This is a genomic window from Microbispora sp. H10670, from assembly GCF_014161385.1.
Lineage (GTDB): Bacteria > Actinomycetota > Actinomycetes > Streptosporangiales > Streptosporangiaceae > Microbispora > Microbispora triticiradicis.
In genome coordinates, this window is the sequence record NZ_JABBWW010000005.1 from 265858 (window position 1) to 284293 (window position 18436).

At 73.3% G+C, this 18436-nt stretch carries 16 protein-coding genes; 11 read left to right on the plus strand and 5 right to left on the minus strand.

Going from position 1 to position 18436, the window contains the following annotated elements:
* Nucleotides 1-40: 40 nt before the first annotated feature.
* Nucleotides 41-2806 carry an alpha/beta fold hydrolase gene (locus HHX33_RS10255; RefSeq protein ID WP_182874355.1) on the plus strand — a complete coding sequence of 922 codons (2766 nt, stop codon included), beginning with the start codon at nucleotides 41-43 and terminating at the stop codon, nucleotides 2804-2806.
* A 5-nt stretch (nucleotides 2807-2811) separates the two neighbouring features.
* On the plus strand, nucleotides 2812-3774 hold the full coding sequence (locus HHX33_RS10260) for an ABC transporter permease (protein ID WP_182874356.1): 963 nt from the start codon (nucleotides 2812-2814) through the stop codon (nucleotides 3772-3774).
* A 25-nt stretch (nucleotides 3775-3799) separates the two neighbouring features.
* Here the strand turns inward: HHX33_RS10260 and HHX33_RS10265 are convergent, their stop codons facing one another.
* Nucleotides 3800-5677, minus strand: a complete 1878-nt coding sequence (locus HHX33_RS10265; RefSeq protein WP_182874357.1) for a DUF4118 domain-containing protein — start codon at nucleotides 5675-5677, stop codon at nucleotides 3800-3802.
* Between the two features lie 140 nt (nucleotides 5678-5817).
* Between HHX33_RS10265 and HHX33_RS10270 the strand changes: the two genes are divergently transcribed.
* Complete coding sequence (locus HHX33_RS10270) at nucleotides 5818-6477, plus strand: response regulator transcription factor (RefSeq protein WP_182874358.1); 660 nt, start codon at nucleotides 5818-5820, stop codon at nucleotides 6475-6477.
* Between the two features lie 71 nt (nucleotides 6478-6548).
* Here the strand turns inward: HHX33_RS10270 and HHX33_RS10275 are convergent, their stop codons facing one another.
* Complete coding sequence (locus HHX33_RS10275; RefSeq protein WP_220501671.1) at nucleotides 6549-6920, minus strand: response regulator transcription factor; 372 nt, start codon at nucleotides 6918-6920, stop codon at nucleotides 6549-6551.
* Between the two features lie 351 nt (nucleotides 6921-7271).
* Here HHX33_RS10275 and HHX33_RS10280 point away from each other — a divergent pair, with 351 nt between their 5' ends.
* Together HHX33_RS10280 and HHX33_RS10285 are read left to right on the plus strand one after the other, a co-directional pair.
* The gene (locus tag HHX33_RS10280) at nucleotides 7272-7475 is read left to right on the plus strand and encodes a DUF5999 family protein (RefSeq protein WP_182874360.1); all 204 of its coding nucleotides are present in this window, start codon (nucleotides 7272-7274) and stop codon (nucleotides 7473-7475) included.
* Nucleotides 7476-7489: 14 nt separating this feature from the next.
* Nucleotides 7490-7951 carry an ATP-binding protein gene (locus HHX33_RS10285; protein ID WP_182874361.1) on the plus strand — a complete coding sequence of 154 codons (462 nt, stop codon included), beginning with the start codon at nucleotides 7490-7492 and terminating at the stop codon, nucleotides 7949-7951.
* On the opposite strand, the gene HHX33_RS10290 is transcribed toward HHX33_RS10285, so the two are convergent.
* On the minus strand, nucleotides 7948-8115 hold the full coding sequence (locus HHX33_RS10290) for a hypothetical protein (protein WP_165900781.1): 168 nt from the start codon (nucleotides 8113-8115) through the stop codon (nucleotides 7948-7950). The genes HHX33_RS10285 and HHX33_RS10290 overlap by 4 nt on opposite strands.
* A gap of 193 nt (nucleotides 8116-8308) precedes the next feature.
* Here HHX33_RS10290 and HHX33_RS10295 point away from each other — a divergent pair, with 193 nt between their 5' ends.
* Nucleotides 8309-10426 carry an ATP-binding protein gene (locus HHX33_RS10295; RefSeq protein WP_182874362.1) on the plus strand — a complete coding sequence of 706 codons (2118 nt, stop codon included), beginning with the start codon at nucleotides 8309-8311 and terminating at the stop codon, nucleotides 10424-10426.
* A gap of 43 nt (nucleotides 10427-10469) precedes the next feature.
* Here HHX33_RS10295 and HHX33_RS10300 read toward each other — a convergent pair whose 3' ends face one another.
* Nucleotides 10470-11438: a 4-epi-cubebol synthase gene (locus HHX33_RS10300; protein ID WP_182874363.1), complete on the minus strand. Its 969-nt coding sequence runs from the start codon at nucleotides 11436-11438 to the stop codon at nucleotides 10470-10472.
* Nucleotides 11439-11681: 243 nt separating this feature from the next.
* Here HHX33_RS10300 and HHX33_RS10305 point away from each other — a divergent pair, with 243 nt between their 5' ends.
* Together HHX33_RS10305 and HHX33_RS10310 are read left to right on the plus strand one after the other, a co-directional pair.
* Nucleotides 11682-12587, plus strand: a complete 906-nt coding sequence (locus tag HHX33_RS10305) for a proteasome assembly chaperone family protein (RefSeq protein WP_117408253.1) — start codon at nucleotides 11682-11684, stop codon at nucleotides 12585-12587.
* Between the two features lie 11 nt (nucleotides 12588-12598).
* Nucleotides 12599-13783: a Gfo/Idh/MocA family oxidoreductase gene (locus tag HHX33_RS10310; protein WP_182874364.1), complete on the plus strand. Its 1185-nt coding sequence runs from the start codon at nucleotides 12599-12601 to the stop codon at nucleotides 13781-13783.
* A 33-nt stretch (nucleotides 13784-13816) separates the two neighbouring features.
* On the opposite strand, the gene HHX33_RS10315 is transcribed toward HHX33_RS10310, so the two are convergent.
* Nucleotides 13817-14614 (minus strand): tyrosine-protein phosphatase, encoded by a 798-nt coding sequence (locus HHX33_RS10315; protein ID WP_182874365.1) that lies wholly within the window; start codon nucleotides 14612-14614, stop codon nucleotides 13817-13819.
* Nucleotides 14615-14854: 240 nt separating this feature from the next.
* Here HHX33_RS10315 and HHX33_RS10320 point away from each other — a divergent pair, with 240 nt between their 5' ends.
* The 3 genes from HHX33_RS10320 to HHX33_RS10330 all read left to right on the plus strand — a co-directional run bounded on the left by HHX33_RS10320 (nucleotide 14855) and on the right by HHX33_RS10330 (nucleotide 18409).
* Nucleotides 14855-16144, plus strand: a complete 1290-nt coding sequence (locus HHX33_RS10320; RefSeq protein WP_182874366.1) for an SGNH/GDSL hydrolase family protein — start codon at nucleotides 14855-14857, stop codon at nucleotides 16142-16144.
* 34 nt (nucleotides 16145-16178) lie between these two features.
* Nucleotides 16179-17756, plus strand: a complete 1578-nt coding sequence (locus HHX33_RS34955; RefSeq protein ID WP_259402313.1) for a serine/threonine-protein kinase — start codon at nucleotides 16179-16181, stop codon at nucleotides 17754-17756.
* A gap of 83 nt (nucleotides 17757-17839) precedes the next feature.
* Nucleotides 17840-18409, plus strand: coding sequence for a hemerythrin domain-containing protein (locus HHX33_RS10330; protein ID WP_182874446.1), 570 nt, complete (start codon nucleotides 17840-17842; stop codon nucleotides 18407-18409).
* The last annotated feature ends 27 nt before the right edge of the window (nucleotides 18410-18436 follow it).

Sequence of the window (18436 nt, forward strand, 5' to 3'; positions counted from 1 at the left end):
TCCTCAGCCCGCTCTCAGGTGCGACAAGTAGCATCGCGATATGACGTTTCCGGGTGGGCGGCGTGCCCTCGCGATCGTGGTCACGCTGGTCATCCTGGTGGCCGGAGGGGTGGCGTGGGCCCTGTGGCCCTCCGGCCCGGCGGTGCAGGGGCGCGATCTCGTCATCCCCGTCGTCGACGGGCCTTCGGGCGACCAGCGCGTCGATCTCGACGCCACCTTCTATCCCCCCGACTCCGGCGGCAGGGCCCCCGCCGTGCTGCTCGCCCACGGCTTCGGCGGCAGCAAGGACAGCATGCGCGAGCAGGCGGAGCGGCTCGCCGGGCGCGGTTACGCCGTGCTGACCTGGTCGGCCCGCGGGTTCGGCCGCTCGACGGGCCAGATCGCGCTCAACTCCCCCGATTACGAGGTCAAGGACGTGCGAGGGCTGGTCGACTGGCTCGCCGCGCGGCCCGAGGTGCGTCTCGACGCCCCCGGCGACCCGCGCGTCGGCATCGCCGGCGGCTCGTATGGCGGGGCGATCGCGCTGATGGCGGCGGCCTACGACAGCCGGGTCGACGCGATCGTGCCCCAGATCACCTGGTACGACCTCGCCGACGCGCTCTTCCCCGACGCCTCGGGCGCCGGGCCGGCCAACGGCGTGTTCAAGAAGATGTGGGCCGGCATCTTCTTCAGCGCCGCCGCCGACCGGCTGGCCCCGGACGGCGGCCTCGGCTCCGGAGGGCTCGGGGCCGGGGGTCTCGCCGGCCTCGCGGGCGCCGCCTCCGGCAGCGGCGGCCGGGCACCGGGCACCGGCGAGCAGGGGCCCGGCGCGCCCTCGCCGGGGGCCGGTGCGGCCACCGCGAGGCCCGGGGACCCGGCCGCCCCGCGGACCGGCCAGGGGTCCGGGCAGCAGACCGGGCCGGGCGGCACGTCGGGGGGCGGGGAGGCGGAGCAGGTCCAGTGCGGGCGGTTCCGGCCGGAGATCTGCGCGATGTACCAGAAGGTGGCCGAGACCGGCAGGTCCACCAAGGAGGCGGTCGACCTCCTCCGGCGGTCGAGCCCGATCTCCGTGCCCGGCCGGATAAAGGTGCCGACGCTTCTCGTGCAGGGCCAGCGCGACTCGCTGTTCCCCCTCTCCCACGCCGACGCCAACGCCCGGGCCATCGCCGCGACCGGCGCTCCCGTGGAGGTGGCCTGGTTCAACGGCGGCCACGACGGCGGCGACGGCGAGGCGGACTGGCTGTCCGACAAGACGGCAGGCTGGTTCGACCGCTATCTCAAGCGGTCCGGCTCCCCCGCCGACGCCGCCTCGGCCGCGTTCACCGTGACCCGGGACGGCGGACGCGACCCGGGCACCCGCCGCCCCGTGCTCCTGCACGCGACCGCGGGCCGATATCCCGGCCTGGCGGGCGGGGAACACACCACGATCGCCCTCAACGGCGCCGCCCAGCCGGTCGCCAACCCCGCGGGCGGGTCGCCGGCGTCGATCTCCGCGGTGCCCGGCCTCGGCGGGCTGCTCGGCGGCGCCGGCGGAGGTGGTGGAGGCGGCGTGTCGGTCGCGCTGGACATGCCGGGCCAGGCGGCCGTCTTCGAGTCCGCCCCGCTGGCCCGGCCCACCCAGGTCACCGGCAGCCCGGCCGTCCGGATCAGGGTCTACGGCACGGGCGAGGCCACACTGTTCGCCAAGCTCTACGACGTCTCCGGGGGGTCTCTCCCGGTGCTGCCGTCCGGCCTCGTCGCGCCGCTGCGGGTGACCGCGAGCGAGGCGGGCACGCCGGTCACGGTGACGCTCCCGGCCGTCGACAGGCGCTTCGACGCCGGGCACCGGATGCGGGTGGTGGTGTCGACCACCGACCTCGGCTACGCGACGCCCGCCGCCCCCGCCGTCTACCGGATCGGGCTGGAGTCCCCGGCGCTGGATGTCCCGGGGTTCGCGGCGCTGCGGACGCCCGCCACCGGCCCCGCCTGGTGGACGTGGGCCATGCCGCTCGCGGCGATCCTGATCGCGGCCGTCCTCCTGCTGACCGGCCGGGCCGCGAGGCGCGACCCGGCCCCTCCCGGCGACCCGGCCGCAGACGCCGGGCCGGCCGAGGTGCCCCTGGTGATCAGCGGGCTGGTCAAGCGTTACCGCAACGGCGAGAAGGCGGTCGACGGCCTGTCGTTCCGGGTCGAGAAGGGGCAGGTGCTCGGCCTGCTCGGGCCGAACGGCGCGGGCAAGACGACCACCATGCGCATGCTGATGGGTCTCATCCATCCCGACGAGGGCGAGATCCGGATCTTCGGCACCCGCGTGGCGCCGGGGGCGCCCGTGCTGTCCCGGCTGGGGTCGTTCGTCGAGGGGCCGGGGTTCCTGCCGCACCTGTCCGGTCGGGCCAACCTGGAGCTGTACTGGCGGGCCACCGGCCGTCCGTCCCAGGACGCCCACCTGGAGGAGGCGCTGGAGATCGCCGGGCTCGGCGCGGCCCTGGACCGCGCGGTGCGCACCTACTCCCAGGGCATGCGGCAGCGCCTGGCCATCGCGCAGGCCATGCTCGGCCTCCCCGACCTGCTCGTGCTCGACGAGCCGACGAACGGCCTCGACCCGCCGCAGATCGCCGAGATGCGCCGGGTGCTCAAGGCGTACGCCGAACGGGGGCGCACGGTCATCGTCTCCAGCCACCTGCTCGCGGAGGTCGAGCAGACCTGCACCCACGTGGTCGTCATGCACCGCGGGCGGCTGGTGTCGGCCGGGCCGGTCGGCGACCTGCTCGGCACCGCCACCACCGCCAACGGCGCCGGCCCGCGCCTGGAGGACGTGTTCCTCGACCTGATCGGAGAGCGCCGTTGAGCCCGATGGATCGACCGGCCCCGGACGTGACAGGAGAAGCCCCCGCCGCCGGGCGGGCCGTCCGGCACGAAGGGCCGGACGCACGCGGGAGCGACGCGGACGGCCGCACGCCCGGACAGGCGGCGGCCGCGTACGCGCCCGGATACGCGCCGGGACGCACGCTGCCGCTGCGGGTGGAGTTCGTCCGGCAGTTGCGCCGCCGCCGGACGATGGCGATGTTCGGCGTGCTGCTCGCCCTGCCCTGGGTGCTCGTGGTGGCGTTCCAGTTCGGCCCGGCCGGGCGGGGCCAGGGCAGCCTGCGGCTGTCGGACCTCGCCACGGCTGGGGGGCTCAACTTCGCGGCGTTCGCCCTGTCGGTGTCGGCCAGCTTCCTGCTGGTCGTCGCCGTGGCGCTGTTCTGCGGCGACACGGTGGCGAGCGAGGCGAGCTGGTCGTCGCTGCGCTACCTGCTGGCCGCCCCGGTCCCCCGCGACCGGCTGCTGCGCCAGAAGCTGGTGGTGGCGCTGGCGTACTCGGCCGCCGCGGTGACCGTGCTCCCGCTGATGGCCCTGCTCGCCGGCACGCTCGCCTTCGGGTGGAACGACATCACCGTGCCGGGGACGGGCGAGGTGATCCCCGCCGCCGACGTGCTGCCGAAGTTCGCCGTCGTGATCGGGTACGCCATGGTCAGTCAGCTGGTCGTCGCCTCGGTGGCCTTCCTGCTGTCGGTGACCACCGACTCCCCGCTCGGCGCGGTCGGCGGCGCGGTCGGCCTGGTGATCGTCAGCAGCATCCTCCAGGCGGTCGAGGCACTGGGCTCGCTGCGCGAGTTCCTGCCCACGTTCTGGAACGCCGCGTGGCTCGACGCCCTCGCGCCGGAGCCCGAGTACGGCGGCATGGTGAAGGGCGTGGCGATCTCGGTGACCTATTCGACGATCATCGTCGCCTTCGCCTTCCGCCGCTTCCGGCGCCGGGACGTCGTCTCCTGACCAGACCGTTTCCCCGCACCGGGGGTCAGCCGCCGCCGACCGGGATGACGGCCGTCAGCGTGGTGCCCTGGCCGGCCGGGCTGGTGACCTCGATCGTGCCGCCGAGAGCCTGCACGCGGTCGAGCAGGCCGATGAGACCGGAACCCCCGCGCGGATCCGCGCCGCCCTTCCCGTCATCGCGGATCGCGACCCGCGCGGCCTCCCCCACCGCGTCGACGTCGACGCACACCAGCGAGGCGTGCGCGTGCTTGGCGACGTTCGTCAGCGACTCGGAGACGATGTAGTAGACCGCCACCTCGACCCGCTCGGGAAGGCGCCCGTCGACCCGCACCCGCAGATCCACGGGGACCGACGATCGGCGGGCGAGCATCTTCAGGGCCGGCGCGAGGCCGCCCTTGGAAAGGATCGCCGGGTGGATGCCCCGGGACAGCTCCCGCAGGTCCTCCAGCACCAGCGTCAGGCCCTCGGCCGTGCGGGAGAGCTGTTCCCTGAGCTTCGGCAGTTCGGGAGGCACGGCGGTCTCCGCCATCCGCAGTTGCAGCCCCAGGGAGACGAGGCGCTGCTGGGCACCGTCGTGCAGGTCGCGTTCGATGCGGTGCCGGGTCTCGTCCGAGGCCGCGACCACGCGGGCGCGTGAGGCGGCGAGCTCGTCGCGGGCCTGGGCGTTGGAGATCGCGGTGGCGACGAGTTCGGTGAAGTCCCGGATGCGTTCCTCGATGCCCTCGGGCTGCGGCTCACGGCCGCGGAAGAAGGCGATCACCACACCCCACAAACGGGCCTCGACGACGATCGGGCTGGCGACCGCGGAGACGACCTTGTCGTCCCTGACCCAGGTGTCCAGCTCTCCCGCAGCGCCCTCTGCCGTCCCCTCGGCCGTCCCCTCGGCCGTGGCCATCCTGGCCGGCTGTCCCGTGCGCAGGACGAGGGCGGACAGGCCGTCCTCCCGGAGGGGCCGGTGTGAGCCGATCGGCGGCGCCGGGCCGCCGTCCGAGGCGCTCCAGAAGCTCATCAGGGCGACCGTCCGGTCGGGCTCGTATCGCTCGACCGCCGTGTGGTCCGCGTTCACGATCAAACCCATCTCGCGGGCGACCGCGGCGAAGATCTCCGCCGGGCGGACGCCACGCGCGACCAGCGTCGCGACCCGGCGCAGGGCGGCCTGCTCGTCCGCGACCCTGGCGAGCTCGTCCCGGCTCGCGGCCAGGGCGTTCCCGATGGCCTCACGATCACACGCCGCCGCCAGCACCGCCTCCAGTGAGGGCACCACGCGCTCCCGGAGGCGGCGCAGCACCGCCGCCGGCAGGTCCGCGGGCGCGACGAGCGTGCCGAGCCGTACGTCGTCGTCGCTCAGCGGCAGTGCGACCTTGCCCGGCTCCCCGGCGCCGGCCGCTCCGAGCTCCACGGCCAGGAACGGCAGGTCGAGGCCCTGCGCCAGACGACGGGCCACGACCGGCAGCGCGGCGCGCAGGTGCTCGGCGCGCAGGAGGAGGCGGGCCGTTGCGGCCTCCAGATCGGCCTCGCCGCGGCGTTCCTCCGCCTCCATCAGCAGCGTCCGCATCAGCGCGGCGGCGGCGCTGACCAGCAGCCCGACGACCAGGAAGATCAGCAGCGGCATCCACGACCAGCCGCTGAAGACGGTGACCGCGTGGCGGGGAACGACCAGGAAGTAGTCGTAGACGAAGCCGCTCGCCACGGCGGTGAGCATGCCGAGCGGCAGGCCCCACAGGTAGGAGACCACGAGAACGCCGAGCAGATAGACTACGTTCAGGGCGTTCGAGGGGGCCACCCGCTCCAGCAGGAAGGTCAGAAAAGTCTCCGCCGTCACGCATGCGACGCCGACGATGACGCCCACCAAGAGGGGCGGGCGCGTCACGCGGAGCAGCGACGACAGCATTCGCGCGCGCATAAGCCCACGTTACGCGGCTGTTCGCACCACGTCGACGCAGATCGGACGACCACGGCTGGCACGGCCGCCCCGATCGCCGGCGCGATCGAGGCACGACCCTCGATCCGGCGTGACCTGCGCACGCGGAAGGCGGCGGAGCGGTGGACGAGACCCCGAGCCGGGTGGTCCTGGCGGACGACGACGTCCTGCTGCGGGAAGGGCTCGCGAGCCTGCTGGAGCGCGCGGGGTTCGAAGTGGCGGGGCAGGCGGGGGACGCGTCCGAGCTGCTCGCCCTGGTCCGGGAACACCATCCCGACCTCGCCGTCATCGACATCCGGATGCCCCCGGGACACACCACGGAGGGCGTCGAGGCGGCCAAGGTCATCCGCGCGGAACTTCCCGACGTGGGCATCCTGCTGCTGTCCGCGCACATCGAGGTCGACCAGGCGATGGAGCTGCTCGCGGCGGGCCAACGGGTCGGCTACCTGCTCAAGAGCCGGGTGACCGCGGTGTCCGACTTCGTCGAGACGCTCGAACGCATCGTCCACGGCGGCTCGGTCGTCGATCCCAGCCTCGTCGCCGAGCTGATCAACGCCCGCCGCCGGCACGATCCGCTGGAGGAGCTCACCCAGCGTGAGCGCGAGGTGCTGGCCCTGATGGCGGAGGGCCGCTCGAACGCGGGGATCGCGCACAAACTGTGGATCACCGAGGGCACCGTCGAGAAGCACGTCCGCAGCATCATGTCGAGGATGCGGCTGCCGGAGACCGAGGACGACCACCGCCGCGTGCTCGCCGTGCTCGCCTTCCTCGACGCCCGCTGACGCCGTACGGCGTCGCCCGGACCGAGCACGGGAACATCGGCGGCGCCTCGGCCGGGACCGAAACGGCCGCTTCAGGCGTCCGCTCTCCGCAGGATCTCGTCGATGGCCCGGCCCGACAGCCTCGGCTTGGACAGGAAGGCGAGCGCCGGGCTGGACGCGATCATCTCGGCGAAGTCCTGCTCGTCGTACGTCGAGATCAGGATGACCCGGGGCGGGCGCTCCCCGGTCTCCGCGCAGAGCCGCGGCACCAGGTCGAAGCCGCTCTCCTCGCCCAGGTCGATGTCGACCAGCACGACATCCGGCCGGAGCTCCTGGCAGTGCCGGAGGGCCTCGGCCGTGGTGGACGCCGCGCCCACGACGGTGATGCCGTCCGCCTCCAGCAACGGGCGGGCGGCGTCCTTGAAGTGATCGCTGTCGTCGACGATGAGACACCGCAGAGGCACAACACCAGGGTGACACCGGCTCGCATCCACGTCATTGCAGGTAGCTGGCATCTCGGCATGCCGGTGGACACCCGCGCGATATGGGGGCTGCCCGCGCAGACACCGCGCCCGTCACGAGCGATCGTAGGGGGGTGAGCGGGCGACCGCGAAGCCGGCGAGGTCACGGGACAGGAAGAAGGCGGCGATGCTGACCGACCGTCACGACGCGTGGGCCGACGGGATCGACGGCCTCGGCCCGATGCGGCCTTCCGGCGTCGGCACCGCACGCCTCCGCTCCCCGAGCCGGGCCGCCCGGCCCGGGCCGGCCCCCCGCGAACCGTCCTCCTCATCTGAAGGATCGAGGTGACACGCATGTGCCCCTCCTGTCCGCACACTCCGCCGTGTCCGCCCGCGTACGCGCACGACCACGAGGCGGCCCGGCTGGTGGCGTTCCACCCCGAGCAGGGCTGGGGCCTGCTCTGCAACGGCGTCGTGGTGTTCGAGGACACCGGCGAACTGCTGCCCGACGGCCGGAGCCTTCCCACGCACCGGGCCCCCTGCGCCCGGGCCGCGTGAAGAGGGATGCGGACATGATGTGCTCCCTCGTCCCGTTGAGCCGGCGGCCGGAAGACGACGTGCCGGCCGTCCACCGCTCCTGCTGGACCCTGCCCCCCGACGCGTCGTCCACGTGCCTGGCCCGCCGGTTCGTCCGCGCCGCACTGCGCGACTGGTGCGGCGACGGAGACCGGGAGGCGGCGGAGGTGGCCGAACTCCTCGTCAGCGAACTCGTCGCCAACGCCATGCGACACGGGCGGGGATCACCCCTCCTCACCCTCCTGCTGCTGCGGGACGACACCCTCCGGTGCGAGGTCGAGGACGAGGCCCGCGTCCCGGTCCGGGCACGCGGCACCTCACCGCGTGACGAAACGGCACGGCGCGAGGAGGAGGGTGGGCGGGGACTGCTGATCGTCGACACGCTGTCGCGTGCCTGGGGCGTGCTCCCCACCCGCAGGGGCAAGGCCGTCTGGTTCGAGCTGCCCGTGAACGCTTAGTCCCAGTGGGGCGGACGCTCCTCCAGCAGGTGGGAGACGTCGGAGTCGGAGCGCCACTCGCCCCACCCGAGGTCGGTGTCGTCGCTCGTCTGGTCTGGCAGCACCGGCAGCCCCTCGTCGAAGAGGTCCACCGGACGCATGTCATCCGGATGCCGCATACTCACGATCCCAATGCTATCGGCTCCCGCGGCGGCCCGTGGAGACGCCTGTCATGCCCTGGGACTCCTTCCGGTGAGGGGAGAAACAACAGCCTCTCCGGCGTACCGGCCTCACGCCCGTACGACCGGACAGCCGACGGCGGCGCGGGTACGATGCGGGAGCAGGGAGCACGCCGGACAAATCCCCCCGTGAGGCGGCATGGCAGCGCCAGCAGGATGGCGGCAAGAGGGCAACCTTCCCGTGGAGCTCACCGGCTTCGTCGGGCGGACACGGCTACTCGCGTCGCTCAGGCAGAGGTTGCAGGAGTCCCGGCTCATCACGGTCACGGGCATCGGCGGCGTCGGCAAGTCCCGCATGGCGCTGCGCCTGGCACACCAGGTGCGGCGGCGGTTCAGGGACGGCGTCTGGTACGTCGACCTGGCCCGCCTGCAGGACCCGGCGATGGTGTACCACACGATCACGGCCGCGCTCGGCATCGCGGACCAGTCCCCGCGCGAGGGGTCGGACACGCTCGCCGAATGGCTGGCCGAGCGGGAGATCCTGCTCATCCTGGACACCTGCGAGCATCTGGTCGACGCGTGCGCCCGGCTCACGGAGGACCTCCTCGGCACCTCGCCGCACCTGCGGATCCTCGCGACCAGCCGGCGCTCGCTGAACGCGGCGGGAGAGCTCACGGTGGCCGTGCCGCCGCTCACGGTGCCCGGCGAGGACCTGTCGGACGATCCCTTCACCAACGAGGCGGTCGAACTGTTCGGCACGCGGGCCTCCGCCGTGGTGCCCGACTTCACGGTGGACGAGGACAACATCGCGGCCGTCGCCGAGCTGTGCCGCCGCCTCGACGGCATCCCGCTGGCGATCGAACTGGCCGCCGTACGGCTGCGCACGCTGTCGGTCGAGCAGATCCTCGCCCTGCTCGCCGACCGGTTCAGCCTGCTGGCGGGGGCCAGTCGCACGGCTCTGCCGCGGCACCAGACGCTGCGCGCGGCGATCGGGTGGAGCCACGAGCTGTGCGAGCCCGCCGAGCGGCTGCTGTGGGCCCGGCTGTCGGTGTTCGCCGGCGACTTCGACCTCGACGCCGCCCGGCAGGTCTGCGCCGGTGACGCCCTGCCCGCCGACCGGATCCTCGACGTGATCACCGGTCTGGTCGACAAGTCGGTCCTGCTGAGCTTCGCCACCCCGGCCGGGCAGCGGTACCGGCTGATCGACACGCTGCGGCAGTACGGCGGCGAGTGGCTGGACAAGCTCCGCGAGACGCAGGACCTGCGGCGGCGCCACCGCGACCACTACCTCCGGCTCGCCGAGCTCAGCGAGCACTCCTGGTCGGGGCCCCGCCAGGTGCACTGGTTCAGCCGGATGCGCCAGGAGCACGACAACATCCGGGTCGCCCTCGACTACTGCCTGTCGGCGCCGGGAGAGGAACGCGTCGGCCTGGAACTGCTGTCGGCCCTGTGGTTCCTCTGGGTGGCCTGCGGCTTCGCCCGCGAGGGGGTGGTCTACCTGGAGCGCGCCCTCAAGGCGAGCCCGGAGCCGAGCAGGGAACGCTGCAAGGCGCTGTGGGTGCTGGCCTACATCCGCAGCGCCCAGGGAGACATGGCCGGCGCGCTGGCCGCGGCCGAGCAGTGCAGCACCGACGCGGTGCGGGTGGGCGACTCGGGCGCCGTGCTGCTCGCGACGAAGATGCAGGGCACCGCCGCCATGCTGCAGGGCGACGCGAAGAAGGCGACGGCGCTGCTCGGTGTCGCGATCGAGTTCCACCGGGGCGGCCGGGAGCTGAACCCGGGCCTGCTCCCGGCGATCGTCGAGCTGTCCATGGTGCTGCTCGCGCAGGGCGAGTTCGAGGAGGCGGAGACGCTGCTGGCCGACTGCCTGCAGGTCTGCCGGGAACGCGGCGAGCTGTGGCTGCGCTCCTACGCCTGGTACGTCACCTCCCTCGTCCACCGGGAGACCGGGCGGCGGGACGAGGCCCTGGTGGCGTGCAAGGAGGCGCTGCGCATCAAGCGGCGCTTCCACGACGTGCTCGGCATCGTCCTGTGCGTGGACAACCTCGCCAGGCTGGGCCTGGAGGCCGGTGAGCCGGAACGGACGGCGACCCTCCTCGGGGCGGCCCAGGCCAACTGGCGGACGTTCGGGCTGCCCCAGTTCGGGTCGCCGTTCTTCACGACCGAGCACGAGCAGTGCGTCAAGGAGTGCAAGAAGCTGGTCGGCGAGGCCGCCTACGACGAGGCGTACGCCGCCGGGGCGCGGTTCAGCCTGGGCGACCTCGTCGAGTACGCGCTGGACGACCTCGACGGCCTCGACGACCTCCCCGAGGACTGACCGGACCGGCCGGGCTTCTCGGGGCTGTCGTGGGCCGGTCGGGTCACTGCCAGGCGCCGGCGTACCGAGAGCTGGTCAGCGAGTAGTCCACGCTGCCGCTGACCCAGAACTTCAGGCCCCGCACGTACGCGTCGACCGCGGGCGAGCCGAGCGCCTCGGTGGCGGGGGTGAGCGCCACCATGGCGGCGACCGCCTCGTCGCGCATGACGCCGATGCGGTTCATCGCCTCCTGGACGCCGCAGCCGGTGTGCCCGGCGAGCACGCTGACGAGGTTGTTGCGGATGTTCGCCTGCCCCCGCTCCTTGGCGTAGGAGATCAGGTCGTTGTCCCAGACGACCACGTCGTTGGCGTGCCCGGTCATCTCGTGGACGGCCGGGTGGAGCCACTCGTCCACCGTGAGGCGTACCCCGGCGGCCACGTCGATCAGCGCGAACACGGTGAGCATCGCGCCGGTCCTGCGGCGCATGAAGACGTAGTCGTCGATGGTGGGGAGCACGTCGTCCTCCCGGTTGGCGGCCTCCCACACCTGGGCGAACAGGTAGTCCTTGGTCGTCGTGCGCCAGCGGTCGAGCTGGTCGGGGGTGGCGTGGGCCGCGATGCGGGTCTTGATGCCGAGCAGCGCCCGGGCGAAGACGTCTTCGACCGCATCACCTCCCCCGGCGTCCTCCACGACGGTGTAGAGCTGGGGCAGCGCCCGGGCGATCTCGGCCGCCCTCCGGTCCGACTCGCAGTAGGCGTCGTCGAACGCGAACAGCCATACGCACCAGTCGGTGACGAGCTGGCACAGCTCCCGTGAGGCGTACGGGTAGGTGCGGGCGCCGAGCCATCCGTACCGGGCGATCCGGAAACGCTCGAACTGGTCGCCGGCGATCATGCCGGAGGCGGCCAGCCAGGCCAGCGTGTCCCGGTCCACCTCGTCCACGTGGGGGTTGACCGCACGGGGGAAAGGGCAGGCGAGCGGGGGGATGCGGAGGGGGTGTCCACTGAGGGAATCCGCTTTCGCAGTAGCCATCCGACAAGAATGATCCCGCCGGGGAGACAGGGGCCACCCTTGCCCTGATTACGGACACATCGGTCAGCGATTCAGCGCAGCCGGTTCGGACCGGCCCGGGTGCCCCACGCCCGGCCGGTCCGGCTCCGGGTCCGGGTGCCCGTTGGACACCGTCCACCGATAAGGTCGCCGCAACCACCGCGGAATCGACCGGGCACCCCGTAGGTTCAGTAGGTAAAGGCTTCCTGAGAAAGGCTGGGACACGTGTCCGACCCCACGGATCTCTATCGGCTCGACGGGGACCTTCCCGAGCTGACCGATCCGGTGCTGCTCTACCACTTCGAGGGGTTCGTCGACGCCGGCGCAGCGGGGCGGCTCGCCCTGGGGCACCTCCTCGCCGAGCTGGAGCACCGGGTAATCGCGACGTTCGACGTCGACCGGCTGCTCGACTACCGGTCCCGCCGGCCGGTGATGACGTTCGACACCGACCGCTGGACCGACTACGAGACCCCGGAGCTGGCTGTCTACCTGACCCGTGACGTCACCGGCACCCCGTTCCTCATCATGAGCGGGCCGGAGCCGGACCGGGAGTGGGAGCTGGTCACCGAGGCCGTCGGCATGCTGGTGACCCGGCTCGGCATCCGCACGCTGGTGACCGTGCACGGCATCCCGATGGGCGTCCCGCACACCCGGCCGCTCGGCCTGACGGCCCACGCCAGCCGCCCCGACCTCGTCCACGGGCAGAACAGCCCGTTCGGGAAGGTCCGGGTGCCGGGCAGCCTCGCCGGGCTGATCGAGCTGCGTCTCGGGGCCAAGGGACACGACGCGCTCGGTTACGCGATCCATGTGCCGCACTACCTCGCCCAGGCGGAGTATCCGCAGGCCGCCGTCGCGGCCCTGGAGGCGATCACCCGCGGCACCGGCCTGGTGTTCCCCACCGAGGCCCTGCGGGACGCCGCCGAGAAGACCACCGCCGAGATCGAGGAGCAGATCGCGGCCTCCGACGAGCTCGCCGGCGCCATCCACGGCCTGGAGCAGCAGTACGACGCGTTCCAGTCGGGCGCCACGCGGGAGAGCCTCCTCGCGGAGGACACGCCGATGCCCACGGGTGAGGAGCTCGCCGCCCAGTTCGAGGCGTTCCTCGCCGAACGCGACGACCACGACGGCTAGAACCACCACTCATGCCTTCCCCGCTCACGCCGTCTTCCGGCGACACCTCCGACATCCGGGTCGGGCTCGCGGGCTTCGGCCCGGCCGGGTCCTTCTTCCACGCGCCGCTGATCGCCGCCACCCCCGGGTTGCGCCTGTCCGCCGTCGTCACCCGCGACCCCGGCAGAGCCGGGCGGGTACGCGCGGACCACCCCGGAGCCGAGGTCGTCGCGGCGGCGGAGGACCTCTGGGACGCCTGCGACCTCGTCGTGATCGCGACGCCGAACCGCACCCATGTGCCGCTGGCGGCCGAGGCGCTCAAGGCCGGTCTTCCCGTGGTCGTCGACAAGCCGCTCGCCGGCGCCGCGGACGAGGCCCGCGACCTCGTACGGCTGGCCCGTGACCGCGGCCTCATGCTGACCGTCTTCCAGAACAGACGCTGGGACGGCGACTTCCTCACGCTGCGCCGCCTGCTGCCCGAACTGGGCGAGGTCCGCCGCTTCGAGTCGCGGTTCGAGCGGTGGCGGCCGGTGCCCAAGGGCGGCTGGCGCGAGGCGGGCGGTCCCGAGGACGTGGGCGGCACGCTCTTCGACCTCGGCAGCCATCTGGTCGACCAGGCCCTGACGTTGTTCGGCCCGGTCACCCACGTGTACGCGGAGACCGACGTCAGGCGGGCGGGCATCCGCAATGACGACGACGCGTTCGTCGCGCTGACCCATCGGAGCGGGACGCGGTCGCACCTGTGGATGAGCGCGGTGGCCGGGCTGCCCGGCCCGAGGCTGCGGGTGCTCGGCTCCCGCGCCGCCTACGTCAAGTGGGGCCTCGACCCGCAGGAGGAACGCCTGCGCGCGGGCGAGCGCCCGGGCCCCGCCGACTTCGGCCACAGCGAGGACCCGCCCGCCGGCTGGGGCACGGAGCGGCGCGACTCCCTGGACACCGAGCGACACGACGGCTGGGACACCGAGCGGCGCGACTCCTGGGGCACCGAGCCGCCCGAGCGCTGGGGCACCTTCGGGGTCGAGGGCGACGTCCGCCCGGTCCGGACGGAGCCGGGCGCCTACCAGCGGTTCTACGAGGGCGTGGTGGCCTGCCTGCGCGACGGCGCGCCGCCGCCGGTGCCGGCGGAGGAGGCCGTCGCGGCGATCGCCGTCCTGGAGGCGGCCCGGCTCTCCGCGTCCCTCGGCCAGGTGGTGCCCGTCCCCGCGCACGGGGAGTGAGCCGGCCCGCCCACGACTCCGGTCCCGGCCGGGTCAGCCCCGGAGGCGGCCGTACAACGCCTCGGTGTCGGCGCCGGTCCAGCCGTGGGCGTGCAGCCAGCCGAGGGGGCCGCCGAACCGGTCGTCCAGAGTGGACAGGAACTGGGCCATGTACTCGGGCCGCGGCAGGTGGCTGTCGACCGGCTTGCCGTCGAGGTCGGCGCGGTAGGTGGGGCTGGCCCGCAGGCGGGCGAGGATGCCCGCCAGCCGCTCCCCGGTCGCGACGTAGTCGCCGATGATCGCCTCCCGGGTGGCCCCGGCGACGGCGAGGGCCAGCGCGCAGACCACCCCGGTGCGGTCCTTGCCCGCCGCGCAGTGCACCACGGCCGCGCCGTCGTCGCGGGCGAGCACCCGCAGCGCCGCCACCACCGAGTCGGGCCGGTCGCGCAGGTAGCCGTAGTAGTAACCGGTCACCCGGAGTTCGGCGAGGTCCTCCTCGCTCCGCTCGTCCTGCCACGGCAGCGCCCTGTCGTCGATGGTGTCGGCCTCGACGTCGGTGAAGCGCCCGCCCTCCGCGAACAGGCTGTGATGGTGTACGGCGACCTCCGGCAGGCGGGTCAGGGGGCCGGGCCCCTCCAGGCGCACCTCGGTCCCCGACCGCAGGTCGACGACGTGCCGCAGCTTGAGGTCGCCCACGAGCAGCCCGATGTCACGGGTGGTGAGGCCCTGCAGATTGTCGGCCCGCAGGATCCGGCCGGACGCCGTGGTTCCCCCGTCCTCCGTGGGGAGCCCGCCGAGGTCGCGCACGTTCGCCGCGCCTTCGAGAACGATCCAACGCTTGTGTGCATTCATCATTCCGAGCCTATCCGCCCCTCTGTGACGGAAGAATGTGGGCAGAGTGAAGGTCCGAAACCCCTTCGGCATCCGGGACGGCACCGGCGATCACACGCACCGGTCAAGTTCTCACCCAGTGTTCGGCAAACAGCCGTAATGTAGGGCGTCGCGCATGCTCTACGATCAACGGTTCCGGCGGCCCGATCGCGCCGCCGCCGTCGACCCGCCCAGGCAGCCCGACCCACTTGGAGGACCCGGATGGCACGGCCGGCTCACCGGTTGACCATGGCCGCTCTTGCCCTCGCCGTGACCGGCGCGACCGCCGCGCTCCCCACGGCACCGGTCCACGCGGAGTCCCCGGCGACCGCGAACGCCACGGCGAACGTCACGGCCGCGGCTCGCGCGGCTGCTTCGCCGGCCGCCGCACGGAAGGGAGACACGCCCGCCCGGCCACACCTGGTGGGCGCCTGGACCACCTCGACCGACCGCGTGGTGGCGGCTCTCGGCGGGCAGACCGTGCGGATGGTCGTGCGGGTGAGCGCGGGCGGCGGCGGAACGCGCCTCCGCCTGTCCAACGTGTTCGGGACGGCGCCGGTGACCTTCGCCCACGTCCATGTGGGCGTCCAGGCGTACGGCGCGGAGATCCTCACCGGCACCAACCGGCAGGTCACCTTCGGCGGCCGGAAGTTCGTCCGGGTGCCGGCCGGGCGGGCGGTCTGGAGCGATCCGATCCCGGGCCGGATCGTCACGGGCTCCGCCCTGGTCGTCAGCCTCTATCTGCCGGGCACGGTCAGCGGCATCACCGGGCACGAGCGCGCCTACGCCACGACGTTCCTGTCCGACCCCGGCGACCACGCGGCGGAGGAGACCGCCGACGGCTTCACCTACACCAGCACGCAGTGGTACTTCCTGGACCGCATCGCGGTCGAGACCACGTCGAAGGCGGGCTCGGTCGTCGCCTTCGGTGACTCGATCACCGACGGGGCGGGCCAGAACACCGACGCCAACCGCCGCTGGACCGACTACCTGCGGCAGCGCATGGCCCGGCTCTCGCCGTCGCGCAGGATGGCGGTGCTCAACGCTGGCATCGCCGGGAACCGGCTGCTGCACTCCGGGGTCGGCCCGAGCGGTCTCAGCCGGTTCTACCGCGATGCGCTCACCCAGCCCGGCGTACGGACCGTCGTGGTGTTCATGGGCATCAACGACATCTCCCGGGGCGAGTACACCTCGATCAAACCCCTCGCGTACGGGTACAAGCGGCTGATCCGCCTGGCGCACGCCCGCAAGATCAAGGTGCTGGGCGCCACGCTCACCCCGTTCTACGGGTTCGGCACCTGGACGCCGGAACGCGAGGATGTCCGGCTGCGGCTCAACCAGTGGATCCGCACGAGCAAGGCGTTCGACGGCGTCCTCGACTTCGACAAGGCCGTGCGCGACCCCGAGTTCCCCGAGCAACTCGCCGTGCCGTACGACTCGGGCGACCATCTGCACCTGAGCGACGCCGGCCGGCGCAAGCTCGCCTACACGGTGAGCCTCGGCGCCCTTTGACCCGGAGCGGCCCCGGGGTCGCTACGGTTTGACCATGATTGCCCCCCTTGAGGCAGATGACCCGCGCACGCTCGGCGGTTACCGCCTCGGCGGCCGGCTCGGCGAGGGCGGCCAGGGCGTCGTCTACCTGGGCCACGGGCCGGACGGCGACCCGGTCGCGGTCAAGGTGCTCAAGACCGGGCTCGACCCCGTCGTGCGCGAACGGCTGGCCCGCGAACTCGACGCCATGCGCGGCGTCGCCCCCTTCTGCACGGCGAGAGTGATCGCGGCGGTCGTCGAGGGGAGCCGGCCGTACGTCGTGAGCGAGTTCGTCGACGGTCCCTCGCTCCAGCAGCGGGTGGCCGCCTCGGGCCCGCTGCGCGGCGGCGACCTCGACCGGCTCGCGGTGGGCACGGCGACCGCCCTCGCGGCGATCCACGCCGCGGGGATCGTGCACCGCGACTTCAAGCCCGGCAACGTGCTGCTGGGGCCGGACGGCCCGCGGGTGGTCGACTTCGGCATCGCCCGCCAGGGCGAGAGCCAGACGATCACGGCGGGGCCGGTGGGCACCCCGGCCTACCTGGCGCCCGAGCAGATCGCCGGGCAGCCGGCCACGCCCGCGTCCGACGTGTTCGCGTGGGGAGCCACGATCGTCTTCGCCGCCACCGGCCGCGCGGCCTTCGGCGCCGACAACGTCGCCGCCGTGCTGCACCGGATCATGACGGCCTTCCCCGACCTGACGGCGTTGCCGCCGTCGCTGCGAGCCCTGGTCGAGCGGTGCCTGGCGAAGGATCCGGCGGCCCGGCCGACCGCCCGCGACCTGCTGCTCACACTGGTCGGGAGCGCGCCCGACCCGCTGCGCGCGGGTGCCGCCGCCGGAGCCGCCCCGGCCGCCGCCGGCGGCGACTCCTACGGCACGCTCCCGCGCCCGCCGTACGGCGCGCCGGAACCCGGGGCGGCGGGGTCCGGAGTGGCCGGGTCCGGGGCGGCCGGGTCCGGGGCGGCGGTCACCTCTCCCGGCGGCGCGGCCCGCGGGGGCTCGCGCGCCCGCGTGCTGGCGGGGGCGGCCGCGGTCGTGGCGGCGCTCGGGATCACCGCGGCGGTGCTGGTGCCGCGCCTCAACGCCGCGCCTGACGGCACCTCCCCCTCCGCGTCCGCGGACCCGCCGCCGACGAGCGGCACGACCGCCACGTCCGCCCCGGACACGTCGGCCACCGGGACGTACGGCACCGGCGCGGAGGCGACCGCCTCGCCCGGAAGCGGCTCCACGCCGTCCTCCTCCCTTGCGACGACCACGACGGTCGCGATCCCGGCCGCGTTCGCGGGCAAGTGGCAGGGTCACATCGCGCCCGACACCCCGCTGATGGGCGAGTACGACATCGAGATCGAACTGCGGCGGGGCGAGAAGACGGGCAGGTGGAAGGAGCCGGCGAACTCCTGCGAGGGCACGCTGCGGCTGACGGGAGGGCTCGCGGGGGGCTCCGGCCCCGCGCTCACCTTCCGCCTGGAGGACGTGGACGGATGCGTGCCGGGCGACGTGGTGCTCACCCGGAAGGGCGACGCCCTCGCCTACCGCCACAGCGACGACGCCAAGCTGTTCACCTACACCGGCGACCTCACCAGGGACTCCTAGTTTCTGCTTCTGGCGGGGTGGTCGCGGTGTGAGCGGTGTGGCGCCGGGTAGTCGCGAGGGCGTCCACGCACGGGAGGAAATCCATGGCAACCGACGTCATCGGCCTGATCAAGGAAGATCACCGCGATGTGGAGTCGCTGTTCGAGCGGCTCCAGAAGATGCCGGAGAACCGTCCGGCTCTCCTCGCGGAGCTGGCGGCGAAGTTCATCGCCCACAGCGAGGGCGAGGAGGACGTGGTCTACCCCCTGCTCGCCAGGCGGCGGCCGGAGGAGAAGGAAGAGGTCCACCATGGCGCCGAGGAACACCACGAGGCCGAGGAGATGCTCTCGCGGCTGCTGGAGAGCGACCCGGAGAGCACGGAGTTCGACACCCTGCTGCGGGAGCTGGTGGCGGCGGTGTCCCACCACGTCGAGGAGGAGGAGACCGACATCCTCCCCGTCCTGGAGCAGGCCGTCTCGCTGGAGGAGCGGGTGCGGGCGGGCAAGGCCTTCAGCAGGCGGAAGGCCGAGGTGCTGGCCAAGCCGATCAAGCCGCGCTCGCGCACCAGGGAGGAGCTGCTGCACCAGGCCAAGGAGCTGGAGCTCGAGGGCGCGTCCGGGATGACCAAGGACGAGCTCGTCGCCGCGATCAGGCAGAAGAAGCAGCAGGGCTGACCCCGGGCTGCGCGCCGTACGGCGGGC

What these genes read in the sequence shown, in the direction of transcription:
- HHX33_RS10255 (WP_182874355.1), top strand. Translation starts at nt 41, where the DNA reads ATGACGTTTCCGGGTGGGCGGCGTGCCCTCGCGATCGTGGTCACGCTG.
- HHX33_RS10260 (WP_182874356.1), top strand. Translation starts at nt 2,812, where the DNA reads ATGGATCGACCGGCCCCGGACGTGACAGGAGAAGCCCCCGCCGCCGGG.
- HHX33_RS10265 (WP_182874357.1), bottom strand. Translation starts at nt 5,677, where the DNA reads ATGCGCGCGCGAATGCTGTCGTCGCTGCTCCGCGTGACGCGCCCGCCC.
- HHX33_RS10280 (WP_182874360.1), top strand. Translation starts at nt 7,272, where the DNA reads ATGTGCCCCTCCTGTCCGCACACTCCGCCGTGTCCGCCCGCGTACGCG.
- HHX33_RS10285 (WP_182874361.1), top strand. Translation starts at nt 7,490, where the DNA reads ATGATGTGCTCCCTCGTCCCGTTGAGCCGGCGGCCGGAAGACGACGTG.
- HHX33_RS10295 (WP_182874362.1), top strand. Translation starts at nt 8,309, where the DNA reads ATGGCAGCGCCAGCAGGATGGCGGCAAGAGGGCAACCTTCCCGTGGAG.
- HHX33_RS10300 (WP_182874363.1), bottom strand. Translation starts at nt 11,438, where the DNA reads ATGGCTACTGCGAAAGCGGATTCCCTCAGTGGACACCCCCTCCGCATC.
- HHX33_RS10310 (WP_182874364.1), top strand. Translation starts at nt 12,599, where the DNA reads ATGCCTTCCCCGCTCACGCCGTCTTCCGGCGACACCTCCGACATCCGG.
- HHX33_RS10315 (WP_182874365.1), bottom strand. Translation starts at nt 14,614, where the DNA reads ATGAATGCACACAAGCGTTGGATCGTTCTCGAAGGCGCGGCGAACGTG.
- HHX33_RS10320 (WP_182874366.1), top strand. Translation starts at nt 14,855, where the DNA reads ATGGCACGGCCGGCTCACCGGTTGACCATGGCCGCTCTTGCCCTCGCC.
- HHX33_RS34955 (WP_259402313.1), top strand. Translation starts at nt 16,179, where the DNA reads ATGATTGCCCCCCTTGAGGCAGATGACCCGCGCACGCTCGGCGGTTAC.
- HHX33_RS10330 (WP_182874446.1), top strand. Translation starts at nt 17,840, where the DNA reads ATGGCAACCGACGTCATCGGCCTGATCAAGGAAGATCACCGCGATGTG.